Source organism: Stenotrophomonas sp. GL_111 (assembly GCF_057835245.1).
On record NZ_CM174421.1, the window covers coordinates 4,027,884 to 4,044,242 of the forward strand.

17 protein-coding genes are annotated in these 16,359 nt (G+C 65.7%); 6 read left to right on the forward strand and 11 right to left on the reverse strand.

Annotated elements, in window-relative coordinates; all coding sequences use genetic code 11:
- The first annotated feature begins 168 nt into the window (after positions 1–168).
- Both crp and AC3IPM_RS17895 read left to right on the forward strand, forming a co-directional pair.
- Positions 169–834 (forward strand): cAMP-activated global transcriptional regulator CRP, encoded by a 666-nt coding sequence (crp, locus tag AC3IPM_RS17890; RefSeq protein ID WP_489301586.1) that lies wholly within the window; start codon positions 169–171, stop codon positions 832–834.
- Between the two features lie 79 nt (positions 835–913).
- Entirely contained in the window at positions 914–1,675 is a 762-nt protein-coding gene (locus AC3IPM_RS17895; RefSeq protein WP_489301587.1) for a sulfite exporter TauE/SafE family protein, read from the forward strand.
- A gap of 53 nt (positions 1,676–1,728) precedes the next feature.
- Here the strand turns inward: AC3IPM_RS17895 and AC3IPM_RS17900 are convergent, their stop codons facing one another.
- The 7 genes from AC3IPM_RS17900 to AC3IPM_RS17930 all read right to left on the reverse strand — a co-directional run bounded on the left by AC3IPM_RS17900 (position 1,729) and on the right by AC3IPM_RS17930 (position 9,905).
- Positions 1,729–2,445 (reverse strand): haloacid dehalogenase-like hydrolase, encoded by a 717-nt coding sequence (locus AC3IPM_RS17900; RefSeq protein ID WP_489301588.1) that lies wholly within the window; start codon positions 2,443–2,445, stop codon positions 1,729–1,731.
- Positions 2,442–3,245, reverse strand: a complete 804-nt coding sequence (gene trpC / locus AC3IPM_RS17905; protein ID WP_489301589.1) for an indole-3-glycerol phosphate synthase TrpC — start codon at positions 3,243–3,245, stop codon at positions 2,442–2,444. The genes AC3IPM_RS17900 and trpC overlap by 4 nt, the downstream gene beginning before the upstream one ends.
- A gap of 63 nt (positions 3,246–3,308) precedes the next feature.
- Complete coding sequence (gene trpD / locus AC3IPM_RS17910; RefSeq protein ID WP_489301590.1) at positions 3,309–4,346, reverse strand: anthranilate phosphoribosyltransferase; 1,038 nt, start codon at positions 4,344–4,346, stop codon at positions 3,309–3,311.
- A gap of 34 nt (positions 4,347–4,380) precedes the next feature.
- Positions 4,381–4,959 carry an anthranilate synthase component II gene (locus AC3IPM_RS17915; protein WP_489301591.1) on the reverse strand — a complete coding sequence of 193 codons (579 nt, stop codon included), beginning with the start codon at positions 4,957–4,959 and terminating at the stop codon, positions 4,381–4,383.
- 2 nt (positions 4,960–4,961) lie between these two features.
- Positions 4,962–5,759 carry an SIMPL domain-containing protein gene (locus AC3IPM_RS17920; protein ID WP_489301592.1) on the reverse strand — a complete coding sequence of 266 codons (798 nt, stop codon included), beginning with the start codon at positions 5,757–5,759 and terminating at the stop codon, positions 4,962–4,964.
- A gap of 62 nt (positions 5,760–5,821) precedes the next feature.
- Positions 5,822–7,297, reverse strand: a complete 1,476-nt coding sequence (gene trpE / locus AC3IPM_RS17925; protein WP_489301593.1) for an anthranilate synthase component I — start codon at positions 7,295–7,297, stop codon at positions 5,822–5,824.
- 217 nt (positions 7,298–7,514) lie between these two features.
- Complete coding sequence (locus tag AC3IPM_RS17930; RefSeq protein WP_489301594.1) at positions 7,515–9,905, reverse strand: Tle-like phospholipase domain-containing protein; 2,391 nt, start codon at positions 9,903–9,905, stop codon at positions 7,515–7,517.
- Between the two features lie 107 nt (positions 9,906–10,012).
- Between AC3IPM_RS17930 and AC3IPM_RS17935 the strand changes: the two genes are divergently transcribed.
- Both AC3IPM_RS17935 and AC3IPM_RS17940 read left to right on the forward strand, forming a co-directional pair.
- Complete coding sequence (locus tag AC3IPM_RS17935) at positions 10,013–10,885, forward strand: ankyrin repeat domain-containing protein (RefSeq protein WP_489301595.1); 873 nt, start codon at positions 10,013–10,015, stop codon at positions 10,883–10,885.
- Positions 10,886–10,918: 33 nt separating this feature from the next.
- Entirely contained in the window at positions 10,919–11,767 is an 849-nt protein-coding gene (locus AC3IPM_RS17940; protein WP_489301596.1) for an ankyrin repeat domain-containing protein, read from the forward strand.
- A 22-nt stretch (positions 11,768–11,789) separates the two neighbouring features.
- Here the strand turns inward: AC3IPM_RS17940 and yegS are convergent, their stop codons facing one another.
- The 4 genes from yegS to AC3IPM_RS17960 all read right to left on the reverse strand — a co-directional run bounded on the left by yegS (position 11,790) and on the right by AC3IPM_RS17960 (position 14,455).
- On the reverse strand, positions 11,790–12,716 hold the full coding sequence (yegS, locus tag AC3IPM_RS17945) for a lipid kinase YegS (protein WP_489301597.1): 927 nt from the start codon (positions 12,714–12,716) through the stop codon (positions 11,790–11,792).
- A 198-nt stretch (positions 12,717–12,914) separates the two neighbouring features.
- A complete protein-coding gene (locus AC3IPM_RS17950; protein ID WP_489304200.1) occupies positions 12,915–13,397 on the reverse strand; it encodes a GNAT family N-acetyltransferase in 483 nt (160 codons plus the stop codon).
- A 9-nt stretch (positions 13,398–13,406) separates the two neighbouring features.
- Positions 13,407–14,084, reverse strand: a complete 678-nt coding sequence (gene rpe, locus AC3IPM_RS17955) for a ribulose-phosphate 3-epimerase (RefSeq protein ID WP_489301598.1) — start codon at positions 14,082–14,084, stop codon at positions 13,407–13,409.
- A 41-nt stretch (positions 14,085–14,125) separates the two neighbouring features.
- A complete protein-coding gene (locus AC3IPM_RS17960; RefSeq protein ID WP_489301599.1) occupies positions 14,126–14,455 on the reverse strand; it encodes a J domain-containing protein in 330 nt (109 codons plus the stop codon).
- A 143-nt stretch (positions 14,456–14,598) separates the two neighbouring features.
- Here AC3IPM_RS17960 and AC3IPM_RS17965 point away from each other — a divergent pair, with 143 nt between their 5' ends.
- Together AC3IPM_RS17965 and AC3IPM_RS17970 are read left to right on the forward strand one after the other, a co-directional pair.
- Entirely contained in the window at positions 14,599–15,525 is a 927-nt protein-coding gene (locus tag AC3IPM_RS17965) for a phosphoribosylaminoimidazolesuccinocarboxamide synthase (protein WP_489301600.1), read from the forward strand.
- Positions 15,526–15,643: 118 nt separating this feature from the next.
- Complete coding sequence (locus tag AC3IPM_RS17970; protein WP_489301601.1) at positions 15,644–16,129, forward strand: Mpo1 family 2-hydroxy fatty acid dioxygenase; 486 nt, start codon at positions 15,644–15,646, stop codon at positions 16,127–16,129.
- Positions 16,130–16,359: the final 230 nt, after the last annotated feature.

A 16,359-nucleotide genomic window follows, 5' to 3' on the forward strand; every position in this document is an offset into this window, starting at 1 on the left:
TGGTCGATCCTGTGTGTGGTGGGAAAGGCGCAATTATGGGGCAAAGTGATCGGGGGCGAAACTTGCATCGAAAGAAGTGACTGTGCTCGGTTTGCCCTTAACAAATCGGATCGTTAAGCTCGCGGCACATAGCCGTGAATTGTTCATGAGCAAAGGGAGCGCCTCAACGTGTCATCTGTGCGCCTTGCCACAAGTCCATTGGCCCTGGATATCGCCACCATCGACCGCTTCCTGGCCCACAGCCATCGGCGCCGCTATCCCGCCCGTACGGACGTGTTCCGCCCAGGAGACCCGGCTGGCACCCTTTACTACGTGATCAGTGGCTCGGTCTCTATAATTGCTGAGGAAGAGGACGATCGTGAGCTGGTCCTCGGCTACTTCGGTTCAGGTGAATTCGTCGGCGAAATGGGCCTGTTCGTGGAGTCGGACCGCCGTGAGGTGATCCTGCGCACCCGCACCCCCTGCGAGCTGGCCGAGATCAGCTACGAGCGTCTGCATCAGCTGTTCCTGGGCCCGCTGTCGGCCGATGCCCCGCGCCTGCTGTACGCGCTGGGCCAGCAGATCTCCAAGCGCCTGCTGGACACCAGCCGCAAGGCCAGCCGTCTGGCGTTCCTGGATGTCACCGACCGCATCGTGCGCACCCTGCATGACCTGTCCCGCGAGCCGGAAGCCATGAGCCACCCGCAGGGCACCCAGCTGCGCGTGTCCCGCCAGGAGCTGGCGCGGCTGGTGGGCTGCTCGCGTGAAATGGCCGGGCGCGTGCTCAAGAAGCTGCAGACCGACGGCCTGCTGCATGCGCGCGGCAAGACCGTCGTTCTGTACGGAACCCGTTGAGATCCCTCGTCTGCGGGGGACGTGCCGGCCGCTGGCCGGCACTACCGCCCTCTTCACCTGTTGCCGCTAGGCTGTAGGCATGGAGCTGGGCAGCGAATTCTATTGGTTCATCCTGATCGGCCTGGGCGCGCAGCTGGTGGATGGCGCACTGGGCATGGCCTTCGGGCTGGTCTCCTCCTCGGTCCTGCTCAGCATGGGCCTGCCGCCTGCAGCTGTCAGCGCCAGCATCCATACCGCCGAGGTGTTCACCACCGGCGCCTCGGGCGTCTCGCACCTGGCGGCCGGCAATGTCGACCGGCGGCTGTTCGTGCGCCTGGCCATCCCCGGCGCGGTCGGCGGCGTGGTCGGGGCCTACGTGCTGACCCAGCTGCCGGGCGAATTCATCCGCCCGTTCATCTACGCCTACCTGCTGGTGCTGGCGATCTTCATCCTGCTGCGCGCGGCCGGGCGGCTGATGCCGGCCCAGGAGGTCAAGCGGGTGCCGGTGCTGGGCTTCGTGGCCGGCCTGCTTGATGCCAGCGGCGGTGGCGGCTGGGGCCCGGTGGCCACCTCCACCCTGCTCGCCCGCGGCGGCCAGGCCCGCACCACCATCGGCACGGTCAATGCGGCCGAGTTCGTGGTGACGCTGGCGGTGTCGATCACCTTCCTGCTGACCATGGGCCTGCAGTACCTGAACATCGTGGCGGGCCTGCTGATCGGCGGCATGATGGCCGCGCCGGTCGCCGCGCTGCTGGTGAAAAAGGTCAAGGAACGCTGGGTGCTGGTCGCGGTCGGCGTGCTGGTACTGACCATCAGCCTGTTCCAGATCGGCACCGCGATCGTGCAGTGGCGCGCAGCCTGAGCCGTTGACGACAGCCGGGGACGGCCCCGGCCATCGAAGGTTCCGATCAGGCCTCAGCCCGGATCGCCGGCCCGGTCCACACAGCCCCAGTTGAGTATCGGCGTGCCCGGTGGCAACACCTGACGGAAGTGGGCCACCCGCGATGCCTTCGGATTGACCACCACCGGCGCCTTGGCGGCCAGCAGCAGCGGCAGGTCCGCACTGCTGTCGGAATAGGCGATGGCGATCCGTGCATAGCCGCGCTCGCGCAGCATCCGCATCTTTTCTTCGTTGTGGCAGTGGCGGGTGGCGATCACCGCGCCCAGGCACGGGCCCACTTCCGTGCCGATCACCGGCACGTCCTGGTGGGCCACGAAAGCCAGGATGGCGCGGGCCAGCTCCGGTGGCGCGCCGGTGGCTACCACCACGCGGTCGCCGGCCTCGCGGTGCTGGGTGAACACATCCAGCGCGATCGGCAGCAGTCGGCGGCGGATGTCGGCCTCGTGGGTGAGCACGTAGCGGTCGATCGCCTTGTTGAAGTCACGCGCCCGGTGCAGGCCGAACGTGGCGATCCACACATAGCCGGAGATGCCGCGGCGGCGGGTGGGCAGCATCGCCACCAGCGGCCCCAGCAGCGGCGTGGCCAGCAGCGCGGCCAGCAACCGCAGGGGATTGCGCTTGATCAGCCACGCAAACAGGTGGCTGCCGGAATCGCCGTCGTACAGGGTGTGATCGAAATCGAAGACCACCAGCGGGGCGTCTTCGCGCGGCGTTGGGTAGTTCGCAGTCATGCGCTGAAGAATAGCTGACGCAGACCCTCGCCGGGCTCTTCCACGCGCATGAACGCCTCGCCGACCAGGAAGGCGTGCACGCCCGCATTGCGCATCAGGCTGACGTCTTCGGCAGCCAGAATGCCGCTTTCGGTGACCAGCAGGCGGTCGCGCGGCACCGCCTGGCGCATGTCCAGGGTGGTCTGCAGCGACACCTCGAAGGTGCGCAGGTTGCGGTTGTTGATGCCGATCAGCGGCACCGGCACCTGGATGGCGCGTTCGAGCTCGTCGATGTCGTGCACTTCCACCAGCACGTCCATGCCCAGCTGCATGGCCAGGTCGGACAGTTCGGCGAGCTGGCGGTCGTCCAGCGCCGCGACGATCAGCAGGATGCAGTCGGCACCGAGCACGCGCGCCTCGTACACCTGGTAGGCGTCAATCACGAAGTCCTTGCGCAGCACCGGCAGGGTGCAGGCGTCACGGGCCTGCTGCAGGTAGGCATCGCTGCCCTGGAAGAAGTCCACATCGGTCAGTACCGACAGGCAGCTGGCGCCGCCGAACTCGTAGCTGACCGCGATGTCGGCCGGGCGGAAGTCCGGGCGGATCACGCCTTTGGACGGGCTGGCCTTCTTCACCTCGGCGATCACCGCCGGGTTGCCCGCGGCAATCGACGCACGCAGCGCCTCGGTGAAGCCGCGCACCGGCGGGGCCTGCTCGACGCGGGCGATCAGCGCCTCCAGCGGCACCTGCGCGCGCCGTGCGGCGACTTCTTCGGCCTTGCGGGCCAGGATGGTCTCGAGGATGTCGCTCTTGTCGCTCATGTCGGTCGGGTCCTTCAGGCCGGCCATTATCGGCCAGGCACGGGCAATGCGTGAAACCGCCGCTCAGACGGCGGCGTGGATGCGCTGGGTGGCGGCGACGTACTGCTCCATGCGCGAGCGCGCACTGCCGTCGGCCAGCACCGCGCGGGCACGGGCCAGGCCATCGGCGATGCTGTCGGCCACCCCGGCCACGTACAGCGCCGCGCCGGCGTTGAGCGCCACGATGTCCAGGGCCGGGCCGGGCTGGTTGTCGAGCACGCCGCGCAGCATCGCGATCGACTCCTCCGGGCCGTCGACCTTGAGGTTGCGGCTGGCCGACATCGCAATGCCGAAGTCTTCCGGGTGGATCTCGTATTCGCGCACCTTGCCATCGCGCAGCTCGCCGACCAGGGTACCGGCACCGAGCGAGATCTCATCCATGTTGTCGCGTCCCCACACCACCAGCGCGCGCTCGGCGCCCAGCTCGCGCAACACGCGCGCCTGGATGCCGACCAGATCGGGGTGGAACACGCCCATCAGCACATTGGTCGCCCCGACCGGATTGGTCAGCGGGCCGAGGATGTTGAAGATGGTGCGCACGCCCATCTCGCGACGGACCGGCGCGACGACCTTCATCGCCGGGTGATGCATCGGCGCGAACATGAAGCCGATCCCGGTCTCGGTGATGGCGCGCGCGACCTGCTCGGGGCGCAGCTCGATCACCGCGCCCAGCGCTTCCACCGCATCGGCGCTGCCGGACTTGGAGGACACGCTGCGGTTGCCGTGCTTGGCTACCTTGGCCCCGGCGGCGGAGACCACGAACATCGCGCAGGTGGAGATGTTGAAGGTGTGCGAGCCATCACCACCGGTACCCACGATGTCGACCAGGTTGAGCGTGTCCTCGACCGGCACCGGCAAGGCGAACTCGCGCATCACCGTGGCCGCGCCGGCGATCTCGCCAACGGTTTCCTTCTTGACCCGCAGGCCGGTGAGGATGGCGGCGGTCATCACCGGCGAGACATCGCCGCGCATGATCTGCCGCATCAGATCGACCATTTCGTCGAAGAAGATTTCGCGATGCTCGATCGTACGCTGCAGCGCTTCCTGGGGGGAGAAGGTCATGCGGGGAGTCCTTGTGATGCGGGCGCGGCGCGGCTCAGCGCTGCAGGAAATTCTTCAGCAGGGCGTGGCCATGCTCGGTGAGGATCGATTCGGGGTGGAACTGCACGCCTTCGACCGGATGTTCACGGTGGCGCAGACCCATGATCTCCTCCATCGAACCGTCGTCGTTCTCGGTCCAGGCGGTCACTTCCAGGCAGGCCGGCAAGGTGGTCTTGTCCACCACCAGCGAGTGGTAGCGCGTGGCCTGGTAGCGGTCCGGCAGGCCGGCGAACACGCCCTTGCCCTGGTGCCGGATCGACGAGGTCTTGCCGTGCATGATGGTGCCGGCACGGATCACATCGCCGCCGTAGACCTGGCCGATGCCCTGGTGACCCAGGCACACGCCGAGGATTGGCGTGGTCGGGCCAAGCCGCCGGATCAGTTCCAGCGACACGCCCGCTTCGTTGGGCGTGCACGGGCCGGGCGAGATCACGATGCGCTCGGGCGCGAGCGCGGCGATTTCATCGACGCTCAGGGCGTCATTGCGCACCACTTTGACCTCGGCACCCAGCGTCTGCAGGTACTGCACGAGGTTGTAGGTGAAGCTGTCGTAGTTGTCGAGCATCAACAACATGGTCAGGATCCGTCGGTAATGAGGAAAATGGCGTACACGTTTTCGGTGTACGTGATGGGAGCTGCGGCGAGAAGTTCGCCAGCTGCGGCTGGAGCCGCCGCGATACGGGAGCTGGTTACCTGGACACGATCCAAGGCGCTCCCTTCGGCGTAGTCGTCGCTGATGGGCGTGCCGGGCGCGGTCGGCCAACTACCGGCCTGTACGCCATAGGCGAAACTCGGCGCCACATCGGAAATACTGTAGAGCCCGGCAACCCGCGCACCGTATGCCGCAGCCAGGCCCTTGGCCGACGCACGCGTCTGTGCAGCGGCCTCCGCCTTCAGCTCAGCCCGCAGGCGGGCAGCTCCCGAGTAGGTGGGCGTGGCCGTGCTGACCTGCACTTCGCGACTGGCTTTGAGTTCGCCCAGAAACGCCTGCAACGCCTCGGCACTGGGGAACGCCGCTTCCAGATCCCGGCTGACGGCCGTGCCCTCGAACACATCCTTGTCGTCGCGATAGCGGGTGGACGGCGCGATGCTGAGGTTGTCGGCACGCACAGTATCGGCAATGGCGCCATGGTGCGTGAACAACTGCATTACCCGTTCGCTGTTGACCTGCACACGGCGTCGGGCGATGTCGGTCTGCATGTCCACTGTCTCCAGGGCGACCTTCACCAGGAAGCGATCGGGCAGGACGGTGCGACTCGCATTGCCCTTCACCAGCAGGTGCGGCTCGGAAGGAATCGTATTGGCCTGCGCCCAGACCGGCCCAGCCGCCACGGCCAATGTCGATGACAACAGCAATGCGCTCAGCAGCTTCATGCGGTATTCCTTGTCAGAGGGGTGCAGCGGCTGCCGTGGCGAGGGCCACGGCACGGAAAAACTCACAAGCCCTTGGCGGCCTGGGCGACGGCGCGGAACAGCGCGCGGCCCTTGTTCATCGTCTCGTCCCATTCCTTGCCGGGATCGGAGTCGTAGACAATGCCGGCGCCGGCCTGCACATGCAGGCGGCCATCCTTGATCACCGCGGTGCGGATCGCGATGGCGGTGTCGGCATCGCCGTGCCAGCCGATGTAGCCGATGCTGCCGGCGTAGACATTACGCTTGATCGGCTCCAGTTCGCGGATCACTTCCAGCGCGCGGATCTTCGGCGCGCCGCTGACGGTGCCGGCCGGGAACGTCGCACGCAGCACGTCGGTGTAGCTCAGGCCCGGCTGCAACTGCCCGGTCACTTCGCTGACGATATGCATCACGTGGCTGTAGCGCTCGATCACGAACTGCTCGCCCACTTCCACCGTACCGGCCTTGGACACACGGCCGGCATCATTGCGGCCGAGATCGATCAGCATCAGGTGCTCGGCACGCTCCTTCGGGTCGACCAGCAGTTCGGCTTCCAGCGCGTTGTCTTCTTCCACCGTCGCGCCGCGCGGGCGGGTGCCGGCGATCGGGCGCACGGTGACTTCACCATCCTGCAGGCGCACCAGGATCTCCGGCGAGGAGCCCACCACCTGCACGTCGCCCACATCCAGGAAGTACATGTACGGCGAGGGATTCAGCGCACGCAGCGCGCGGTACACATCCACCGGGCGCGCCTTGAACGGCACGCTCAGGCGCTGGCTCAGCACCACCTGGAAGATGTCGCCGGCGCGGATGTATTCCTTGGATTTTTCGACTGCGGCGATGAAGCCTTCGCGGGTGAAACCGGAGACGAAGTCGTTCTCGTCGAGCACGTCGCGGGTGATCGGCGCCGGGTAGCCCGCACCGGGTGCACGCAGCTTGGCGACCAGCGCATCCAGCTGCGCCTGCGCGGCATCCCACGCACCGGGCTGGCCGGGATCGGCATGCACGATCAGGTACAGGCGGCCCTTGAGGTTGTCGAATACCGCCAGTTCTTCCGAATGCAGCAGCAGGATGTCCGGCGTGCCCAGCTCGTCGCGGCCTCGCGGCGGGGCCAGGCGCGGTTCGATATAGCCGATGCACTCAAAACCGAACCAGCCGACCAACCCACCGGTAAAGCCCGGCAAGCCAGCCAGCTTGGGCACCGAGTGGGCGCTGCGCAGCGCCTCGACCTCGGTGAACGGATCGGCGACCTCACGGGTTTCAACCACGGAGCCGGACTCGCTGATGGTCAGGGTATGGCCATGGAAGGCATACACCCGGCGCGCCGGCAGGCCGATGATGGAATAGCGCCCAAAGCGTTCGCCGCCTTCGACCGATTCAAACAGATAGGTATGCGGGCCGTCGGCGAGCTTCAGATAGACCGAAAGCGGCGTGTCCAGGTCGGACAGCACTTCGCGGACGACGGGGATGCGGGTGTGGCCTTCAGCGGCCTGCTGCTGGAACTGCTCGAACGTGATCAAGACGACTTTCCTTCCGGGAAACGGCGGTGGCGGGACGGACGACGGCAACAGGCCACCATCGCCACCAACGGCGAGCGGAAGAAAGGGTATGCGGGGTCGTCAGAATGGACACCCGGCGACTGTACCGCATTGGCGGCACTGGATGGAACCCGCGGCGGCCGGACGGACCCGCGTCGCGCCGGGCCCGCCCATGCTGCACGGGCCTTTCAGCCGGGCCTCAGCCCATCCGCCGCGCCGCCTGCTGCTGTTCCTGCCCCTGCTGCTCGGCGGCCACGCTGGCCACCAGTTGCGGGGCCTCGGCGCTCCGGGCGTGCTGGCGGTCCACTTCGGCGGCCTGCTCGGTACTCACGCTGAGCGGCTGCTGGCGGCCGGTCGCCACCTCGACATGGGCCAGCTGGCGGTTCACCGCGGCCAGGTCCGGCGTGTCCACCGCAAAGGCGCGCGCGCGGTCTTCGCTGAGCACCACCCGTTCGATCGACTGCAGCCCTTCCTGCTTGGCCTTGGCCGCCAACGCCCCGGCCAGCTGGTCGCTGTGCAGGTCGGGGGTGCGGTTGTAGTGGGCATCCAGGCCGTGCACGCCGTTCTGGGCGCCCTTGAACAGACTGTAGTCCGGGTGATTCGGGTCGTTGATGCCCAGCCGCGGGGCCAAGGTCTCGGCCGCCGCTCCGGTCTGCCGCCCATCCTGGGGTTGCTGGATGCGCTGATGCTGCTGCAGCAGTGTGCGTGCGGCCGCTTCCTGTTTGATCAGCTCGGCGTCCATGCTGGGAATCACGGTCGCATCCATGCCATGGCGGTCGGCGGCCTCGGCGAACGCCGGCCCCAGACGCTTCATCAACACCGCTGATTCGGCGAGGTTGGCCACGTTGAGCGGCCGTTCCACCGTGGGAACGTGGGTCTTGGCTGCAACGGTGATGGCTGCGGTGGCACCGCCTACCGACGCCAGCACCGCCGGGGCCTGCGCGGTAACGTGCTTGACGTGGTAACCGGCAAAATCATAGCCCTTGTCGATGTGGGCGCCGGCCGTGGCATAGCCATCGCGCACCGCACCCGCTACCCATTGGCCGCCGCGATCCACGCCCGCTGCCGCACGCTGGCCGACGCCGCGGACGTCAACGGCATCCTCGCGCGCCTGCCGCGTGGCATGTGCGGCGCGTTCGTCGCCGGTGGTACGCGCTGCATCCGATCGACCCCTCAGGTCCCTGGCAACATCGTCCCGCCCGAGCAGACCCGCGCCCCAGGCCGCGATGGACAACGCGCCCGACTGCGCCCTGCCTTCGACCCGATGCAGCGTGGACTCGACCAGGCCGGTGAGCTCGCGCCCTTCGGCGATCACCGTCGTGCCGCCCTTGATCCCCACCTGCAGGGTCGCCGAGCCCATGTCCACCACCTTGCCCACCGCCATGCCCTGCACGCGCGCCACCTGCTCGGCCGCATCGCCAGCCTTGTCCAGCACATGGCCCGCACCGGCACCGACGCGCTCGACCTGCTCACCCGCCACACGCCCGACGCGCATGCCCTGGGCGCCGGCGTGCAACACGGCCGACAGCGGCCCGGCCAGCTCGGCGACCTGACTGGGTGCAGCCGTTGCAGTGCGGTCGACCAGGTTGCCCTGCGCATCGCGGGTCTTGGCGTCCAACATGATTTCCAGGCGCCCCGCGGCCACCGGGATGTTGCGCAGCGCATCCTGACCCGGCTTGGTCGCCAGCTGCTCCACGAACTGCGCCGCCGAGGTCTGCGCCCCCGCCGGCATCATTTCGCGCAGCTTGTCGCCGACCAGTTTCTCCATCATCGGCTCGCGCATGAGCAGGCCCACTTCGTTGGCCAGCAGGCCGTAGCCGGCGCGCTGTTGGTCACTCAATCGCTGCAGCCCGTTCTGCACATCGTTGAGCACCTCACCGCTGGTCTGGTAGGTGTGCACCGTCTGTTGCGTATTGAAGGTGGGCAGGCCATTTTCCTTCGAAAACCGCGCGGTGGTCTCCGGGTGCAGACCCGCTGCATTGAAGGTCGTGGCGCGTGCGCCGGTCACTGCGGAGGCAGCCGAGGCCATGCCGCCGCCCAGGGAGTGGCCGGCGATTTCGAAACGGCCACGGGTTTCTGCGTTCAACCGGGTCGCCAACAGCATTGCGCGATCGTAGTAATCACTGCGCATGCCGATACCCTGCTGCCCATTGTTGAGGAAGTCTTCGCCCCCGGACTCGCGCTTCCCACCGGGGGCAAGCGGATCAACGATCTCACCCGTCGAACCCTTGTAGACGACCACCGGCGTTGCATCTTCACCAAAGACGCGCTTGTCGGGAATATAGATTTCGGCACGGAAGCCGGACTGCGGCGGCTCCAGCAGATCCCGTATTTCCTCGTCCGAAATATTGACCCCAGCGGCCCGAAACGCCTCAGGATCCTTACTGGCGCGCGACCAACCAGCGGGCGGCTCACCCTCGTGCTTTGCCGATTGATAGACGTCTGCAGCGAGACCAGACATCTCGCGCGCATGATAGGTTTCCAAGAGTCGATCTGCTTGGCTGTCATTGCCGCTCTCACGCAGCTGCTGGACAAGAAGATTCTGCTCCTGGATTACACGGGCACGCGTCTCGATATCGGGACCACTCATGGCAAGCTCCATTGCACAGGGACGGCAAGCGCCGCCTTTCAGCCGCGCTGCTTATCGAATAGCAGAACACTTTGCTAATGTCATCCCTTCAGAGGATCAACATCAGGATGATCATGCCCGTCAGCCTTCACAACATGATGACAAAATTTCTATTAAGTGCGGCATGGCTCACACTTTTTCTTGTCAACGGATGCGCGGCGTCGTCTTCACATGGTGCCGCTGACTATTTTGACGGAAGGGCTCTTCAGCTAGCCATCGCAACCGAGAACGGCGATGAGGAAGCCATCCGCCACCTGGTCAAGGATGAAGGTGTCGATCCCGACACGACGTTTGCACGTCGTGACGGCATTCCACTGATCGCCTGGCCACTACGTGCGAAGAGTATTGAGGGATTGAGCGCATTGCTCGAGAACGGCGCGGACCCCAATGCACGCCAGTTCAAGCAGGTGGACACGCGCAGGCTCGGCTTCAATAACGCGATGGTCTACGCGGCAAAAATGGACGACCCCAGATTCCTGGAGCTGCTTCTGAAACACGGCGGCGATCCAAACACGCGAAGTTCGGCGAGAGAGACGTTGATGTACCTCGCATTCCTGAGTGGCAACCAGTGGAAGAATGTGCAGTTGCTCGTAGAACATGGGGCCAACATTAATGAAGCCAATCTCGGCTCTGCAGATACGATATTGAGTTTGTACACCAGTCGAGGTGGCTTCAACTATGCCTATTGGCTGCTGGAGCACGGTGCAGATCCCACCATCAAGACCAAGATTCTCACTGGTTCCGGAGAGGCGCCCCCCATGCGGATGGTTGACGCAATCTACTGGGAAATCACCACGCCCGACCTTCTGCCCTGGCAGAAGAAGTGTCAGCAGTGGTTGATCGCCCGCGGCATTCCGCGGCCGCCGATGCCAGACCACATCCGCAGGAAGCGCGAGGCATTCAACTTCCCCTCCAAAGAAGAAGATATTCCGGTTCTTTGACGTTGCAGCGACACTCCAAGGATGGCCATCTTCGTGAACAACATCAGCCGGAACATGCTCCGAGCGCTCATGGCACTCTTGATTCTGGGACTCGCTGGCTGCTTCTCTTCCTCCCGGCATGGCGCGGACCAGTACTTCGATGGCAAGGCGCTGCAACTGGCGGTCGCCAGTGAGGAGGGTGACGCCAAGACCATTTCCCGCCTGATGAAGGAGGAACGCTTCAACGCCGACAACACGTTTTCCAGTCGTGACGGAGTGCCCCTGCTTGCCTGGCCGCTACGCGCCAAGAACCTTGAAGGCCTGCGTGCGATGCTCGAGAACGGCGCGGATCCCAATGCGCGACGTGTGAAGTTCATGAATGGACAGGAGATCCACTTCAACAACGCGATGGTCTATGCGGCGAAGATGGATGATCCGCGTTTCCTGCAGGTGCTCCTGCAGCGTGGTGGCGACCCCAACACGCGCAACTCGGCCGGAGAAACATTACTGTTTCAATCCTTTATTTCCGGGAACCAGTGGGAGAACGTCAAAACTCTGGTGGAGAACGGGGCGGAGATAAACGAGTCAAATCGCGGGAGCGCGGACACTGTACTCAGCTGGTACACCACACGCGGTGGCTTTAAGCATGCGTATTGGCTGCTTGAACACGGTGCAGATCCCACACTGATGCTCACATCCTCCATCGGCAAGCCCGACCGAATGTTCATGGCCGAGCATATCTACTGGGGCATCACCACGCCAGACCTCCTGCCTTGGCAGAAGAAGTGCCAGCAATGGCTGATCGCGCGAAACATCCCGCGCCCCCCCATGCCTGACGGCATCCGCGACAAACGAAAAGCCTTCGGCTTCCCCACGGAAGAGAAGGACATCCCGCTTCTTTGACCGTGCCGGGCAGCGCCCGGCACTACCGGGTCAGCGCACTGTCCGCAGGCAGATGCATACGCACCCGCCCCGCTACGCAGTCGATGCGGAAATGCCGTGCCTTCACCGGCTCGCCATCCAGGTTCAGCGTGATCGGCTGTTCGGCGTCGATTTCCACCCACGGCGCGCGGGTACGCTCGGCCACCTGCTCCAGCGCGCCCTGCTTGCCGCCCTTGATCAGCGCACCGATCGTGGCCGCCACTTCGCCGCCGAGATCGGGAATGACGGTGACGTCGAGCAGGCCATCGTTGACCAGCGCGTCCGGGCACAGTACCTGGCCGCCACCGGCCTGACGCCCGTTGCCGATGCCGAGCGCGATGAAGCCGCCTTCCCAGTTGAAATCGGCCGTGCGGATACGCGCCCGGATCGGGTCGATCCGGCCCAGCCGCGAGATGCCGGTAACCAGGTAGGCCAGCCCACCCAGCACCTTCTTCAGACCTTCATCGGTCTCCACCGTCACTTCGGTACCGAAGCCACCACTGGCCACGTTGGCGCACCACCAGTGCGTGCCATCGGCCTCGATGCTGAGCAGATCCAGCGGACGCGCCGGCTCGCGCTCGACCAGCATCAGCGCCGCCATCGGGTCGTCGGGAATGCCGGCGGCGCTGGCGAAGTCGTTGGCGGTGCCCAGTGGCACCAGCCCCAGCGAAGGCAACGCGTCGGCCGCCTCATCGCGGTGCGCCAGCGTCTCGGCCACTTCGCTCAAGGTGCCATCGCCACCGGCGGCAATGATCGTATCCACGCCGTGCGCGATGGCTTCGGCCACGTAACGCTCAGCATCACCGTCCTCCCAGGTGACCCGCACTTCCAGGGTCACGCCGCGTTCGCGCAGCGCGTGCACGGCTTCGCGCAGGTCGGTGTTGCCGGTGGACTTGCCGTTGAGGATCAGACGCCAGCGGGTACGGCTCATGCAGCACTTCCACGATCAGGGGAAGCGCAGGCTAGCAGCGCGCGTCGTCGGGCACGGTGAACGTCATCAAAGCGTCATCGTCGGGCCGGAGAATGAAAGGCCATAGCAGGGACGATGGATGGAGGCAGGATCAGCCTCCGAATATTCCCAGGGCCGTATCCGTGAGGGTGCGGTCTTTTTTTTGCGTAGAACCTGCGTTCAGCCCGCTGCGAACTTCCGCAACGCCTCGCCTTCCATCCGGTACACCGTCCACTCGCTCTGCGGCCTGGCGCCGGCGGCCTCATAGAATTTGATCGCCGGTTCATTCCAGTCCAGTACCGACCACTCGAAACGCCCGCAGTTTTCGGCCACGGCGATGCGTGCGATGTGCTGCAGCAGGGCTTTGCCGGCGCCACTGCCGCGGCTCTCCGGGCTGACGTACAGGTCTTCCAGGTAGATGCCGTTGCGGCCCAGCCAGGTGGAATAGTTGTAGAAATACACCGCATAGCCAAGCGCGGCGCCGTCGGCTTCGCAGATCAGCGCATGGGCTTTTGCGTCCGCACCGAACAGGCTGGCGCGGATGCCCGCTTCGTCGGTCTGCACCGACGACTCGGCCTTTTCATAGATCGCCAGCTCGCGGATGAAGCGCAGGATCAGCGCCGCATCCTCGGCGGTGGCCACGCGGATGTTCACAGTGGCCACCGTCATGGCTCAGCGCCGTGCCTTGGCGACGTTGTGGCGCATCTGCGCGATCACGTCCTGGTAGCTGATCGGCGCATTGAAGATTGCCGAGCCGGCCACGAAGGCATCGGCACCGGCGGCGGCGATCGCACCGATGTTGTCGGCCTTCACGCCACCGTCGATTTCCAGGCGCACGTCGCGGCCACTGGCATCGATCTTCTTGCGGATCGCGCGCAGCTTGTCCAGCGCCGAGGGGATGAAGGCCTGGCCGCCAAAGCCCGGGTTGACCGACATCACCAGCACCAGGTCCAGGTCATCGAGCACCCAGTCCAGGATGTCCACCGGGGTGGCCGGGTTGAGCACCAGGCCCGGCTTGCAGCCCAGCGAGCGGATCAGCTGGATGGTGCGGTGTACGTGGCGCGAGGCTTCCGGGTGGAAGCTGATGTAGGTGGCACCGGCCTCGGCGAAGTCCGGGATGATCCGGTCCACCGGCTCCACCATCAGGTGCACGTCGATCGGCGCGGTGACGCCGTGCTTGCGCAGCGCCTGGCAGACCATCGGGCCGATGGTCAGGTTGGGCACGTAGTGGTTGTCCATCACATCGAAGTGCACCCAGTCGGCACCGGCGGCGAGCACGTTGTCCACTTCCTCGCCGAGGCGGGCGAAATTGGCGGACAGGATGGAGGGGGCGATGATGCAGTTGGACATGGCCGGGGCCTTCAGGACGTGGAATGAGGGGCCGCGCGCACTCAGCGCTTGCGCAGGGTCTTGATGCGGTCGTAGGCGGCGTTGAGCTGGCGCGACTTGCGCTCGGCCTGCTGGCGCAGCTCCGGGGCGGCGCCGATGACCTTGTCGGGGTGGTACTGGGAGATCAGCCGACGGTAGGCCAGATCGACCTCGGCATCGGTGGCCTCGGAGGTCAGCCCCAGGTCCCGGTAGGGGTTTTCCTTGTTCAGGCGGAACCAGTCGGCGTCAAAGGCATGTCCCAGCAACAGGCCGATCACGGCCCCGAACAGCGGATTGGGCCTGAAAAGCAGGGCGCCGGCGATGAATCCGAGCAGTTTTCCGTACCAGCGCATGGTCGTCAGGGCGGCCGTGGCAACAAAGGATCCTCATTTTACGTCACAGCGGGCCCAACCCGCTTTACACTAGGCCGCCCGCTGTCTGTGCGGGCCCTCCGGGTCCCCTGGACAGCTGTCATGACGAAGCCTCAGGAGTGCCCGTGCCGACCACGTTGTTGCAATCCGATCTCCCCGGCCTGCCCTTGCGCCATCGCGGCAAGGTGCGTGATGTTTTCGACATTCCGCGCGACCGGCTGCCCGCCGGCACACCGCCGGGGGACTACCTGCTGATGGTCGCAACCGACCGTCTGTCGGCCTTCGACGTCGTGCTTCCCGATCCGATTCCCGGCAAGGGCGAAATGCTCTGCCAGGTCTCGAACTTCTGGTTCGCCAAGACCGCGCACCTGATGCCGAACCATTTGACCGGCATCGACGTGGCCAGCGTGCTGCCCGACGGCGTGGACCCGGCGCTGTATGCCAACCGCGCCGTGGTCACCCGCAAACTCAAGCCGGTACCGGTCGAGGCGATCGCCCGCGGCTACCTGATCGGCAGCGGCTGGAAGGACTACCAGCGCACCGGCAAGGTCAGCGGCATCGAACTGCCCGATGGCCTGCGCCAGGCCGAGCAGCTGCCCGAGCCGATCTTCACCCCCTCGACCAAGGCCGCCGTGGGCGACCATGACGAGAACATCGATTTCGATGCGATGGTGAAGGCGGTCGGTGCGGACCTGGCCGAGCGCGTGCGCGATGCCACCCTGCGCATCTACAAGTTCGCCGCCGATTACGCCCGCGAGCGCGGGATCATCCTGGCCGACACCAAGTTCGAGTTCGGTACCGACGCCGATGGCCGTCTGTACATCATGGACGAGATGCTGACCCCGGACTCCTCGCGCTACTGGCCCGCCGACGAGTACGAAGTGGGTACCAGCCCGCCGAGCTACGACAAGCAGTTCGTGCGTGATTACCTGGAAACCCTGGACTGGGGCAAGACTGCCCCGGGCCCGGCCATTCCGGCGGAGATCATCGAGCGCACCCGTGCCAAGTACGCCGAAGCGCTGCAGCGACTGGCCGGAATCAGCGTCGACTGACCCACCCGGCCCAGGCCGGATGCTGGCGGCCCCTCCCTGAACAGGGCGGGGCCTTTCTCCGTTCGATTATGCTGGGTCGTCGGCCAGGGGCCGGCACTACCGGAGGAAGCGAAGAAGCATGTCCACGACCACCCCGCTTGCGCGCCCGATCGACCGCTACTTTGCGAGCTATTCCGACGACCACCGCAATGCGCTCAACCAGCGCATCCATGTGCTGGCGGTACCGGCGATCCTGTGGTCCGTGGTGGCATTGCTGTGGTGCGTGCCGCCGCTGGCGAGCTTCTTCCAGTACGGAATCTGGTCGGCGTTTGCGATGTTCGCTGCGTGGTGCTGGTACAACCGGATGTCGCGGCCGCTGGGCATCGGCATGCTGGCGTTGTTTTTCGTGTGCGGCTGCCTATGCCGCCTGCTGGAAGCAAGAATCGGCCTGGACGGGCTGCTGAAGACCGCCATCGCGGTGTTCGTGGTGGCCTGGATCGCGCAGTTCATCGGCCACAAGTTCGAGGGCCGCAAGCCCAGCTTCCTCACCGACCTGACCTATCTGCTGATCGGCCCGGCCTGGGTGATGGCCAAGTTGTACCGCCGTCTCGGCTGGCACTACTAAGCAGCGCGTTGCCGGCCAACCTCGCGCCCGGCACTTCCTGAACGAAGCGGGATGCTCACCGGCAGTCCACGGCACCGCGTCCAGCATCGGCATGGGCACGCTTCGGTAGCGGCCATCTGTTCATGTTCGCGGCCGCGATCGTCGCCTTGCAGCCCCTGCCATTGCTGGCTGGCGGTGCCTGCGAGGGAGCAGATCCGGCAAAGTCGACGGCGTTATTCCATACGGCCTTC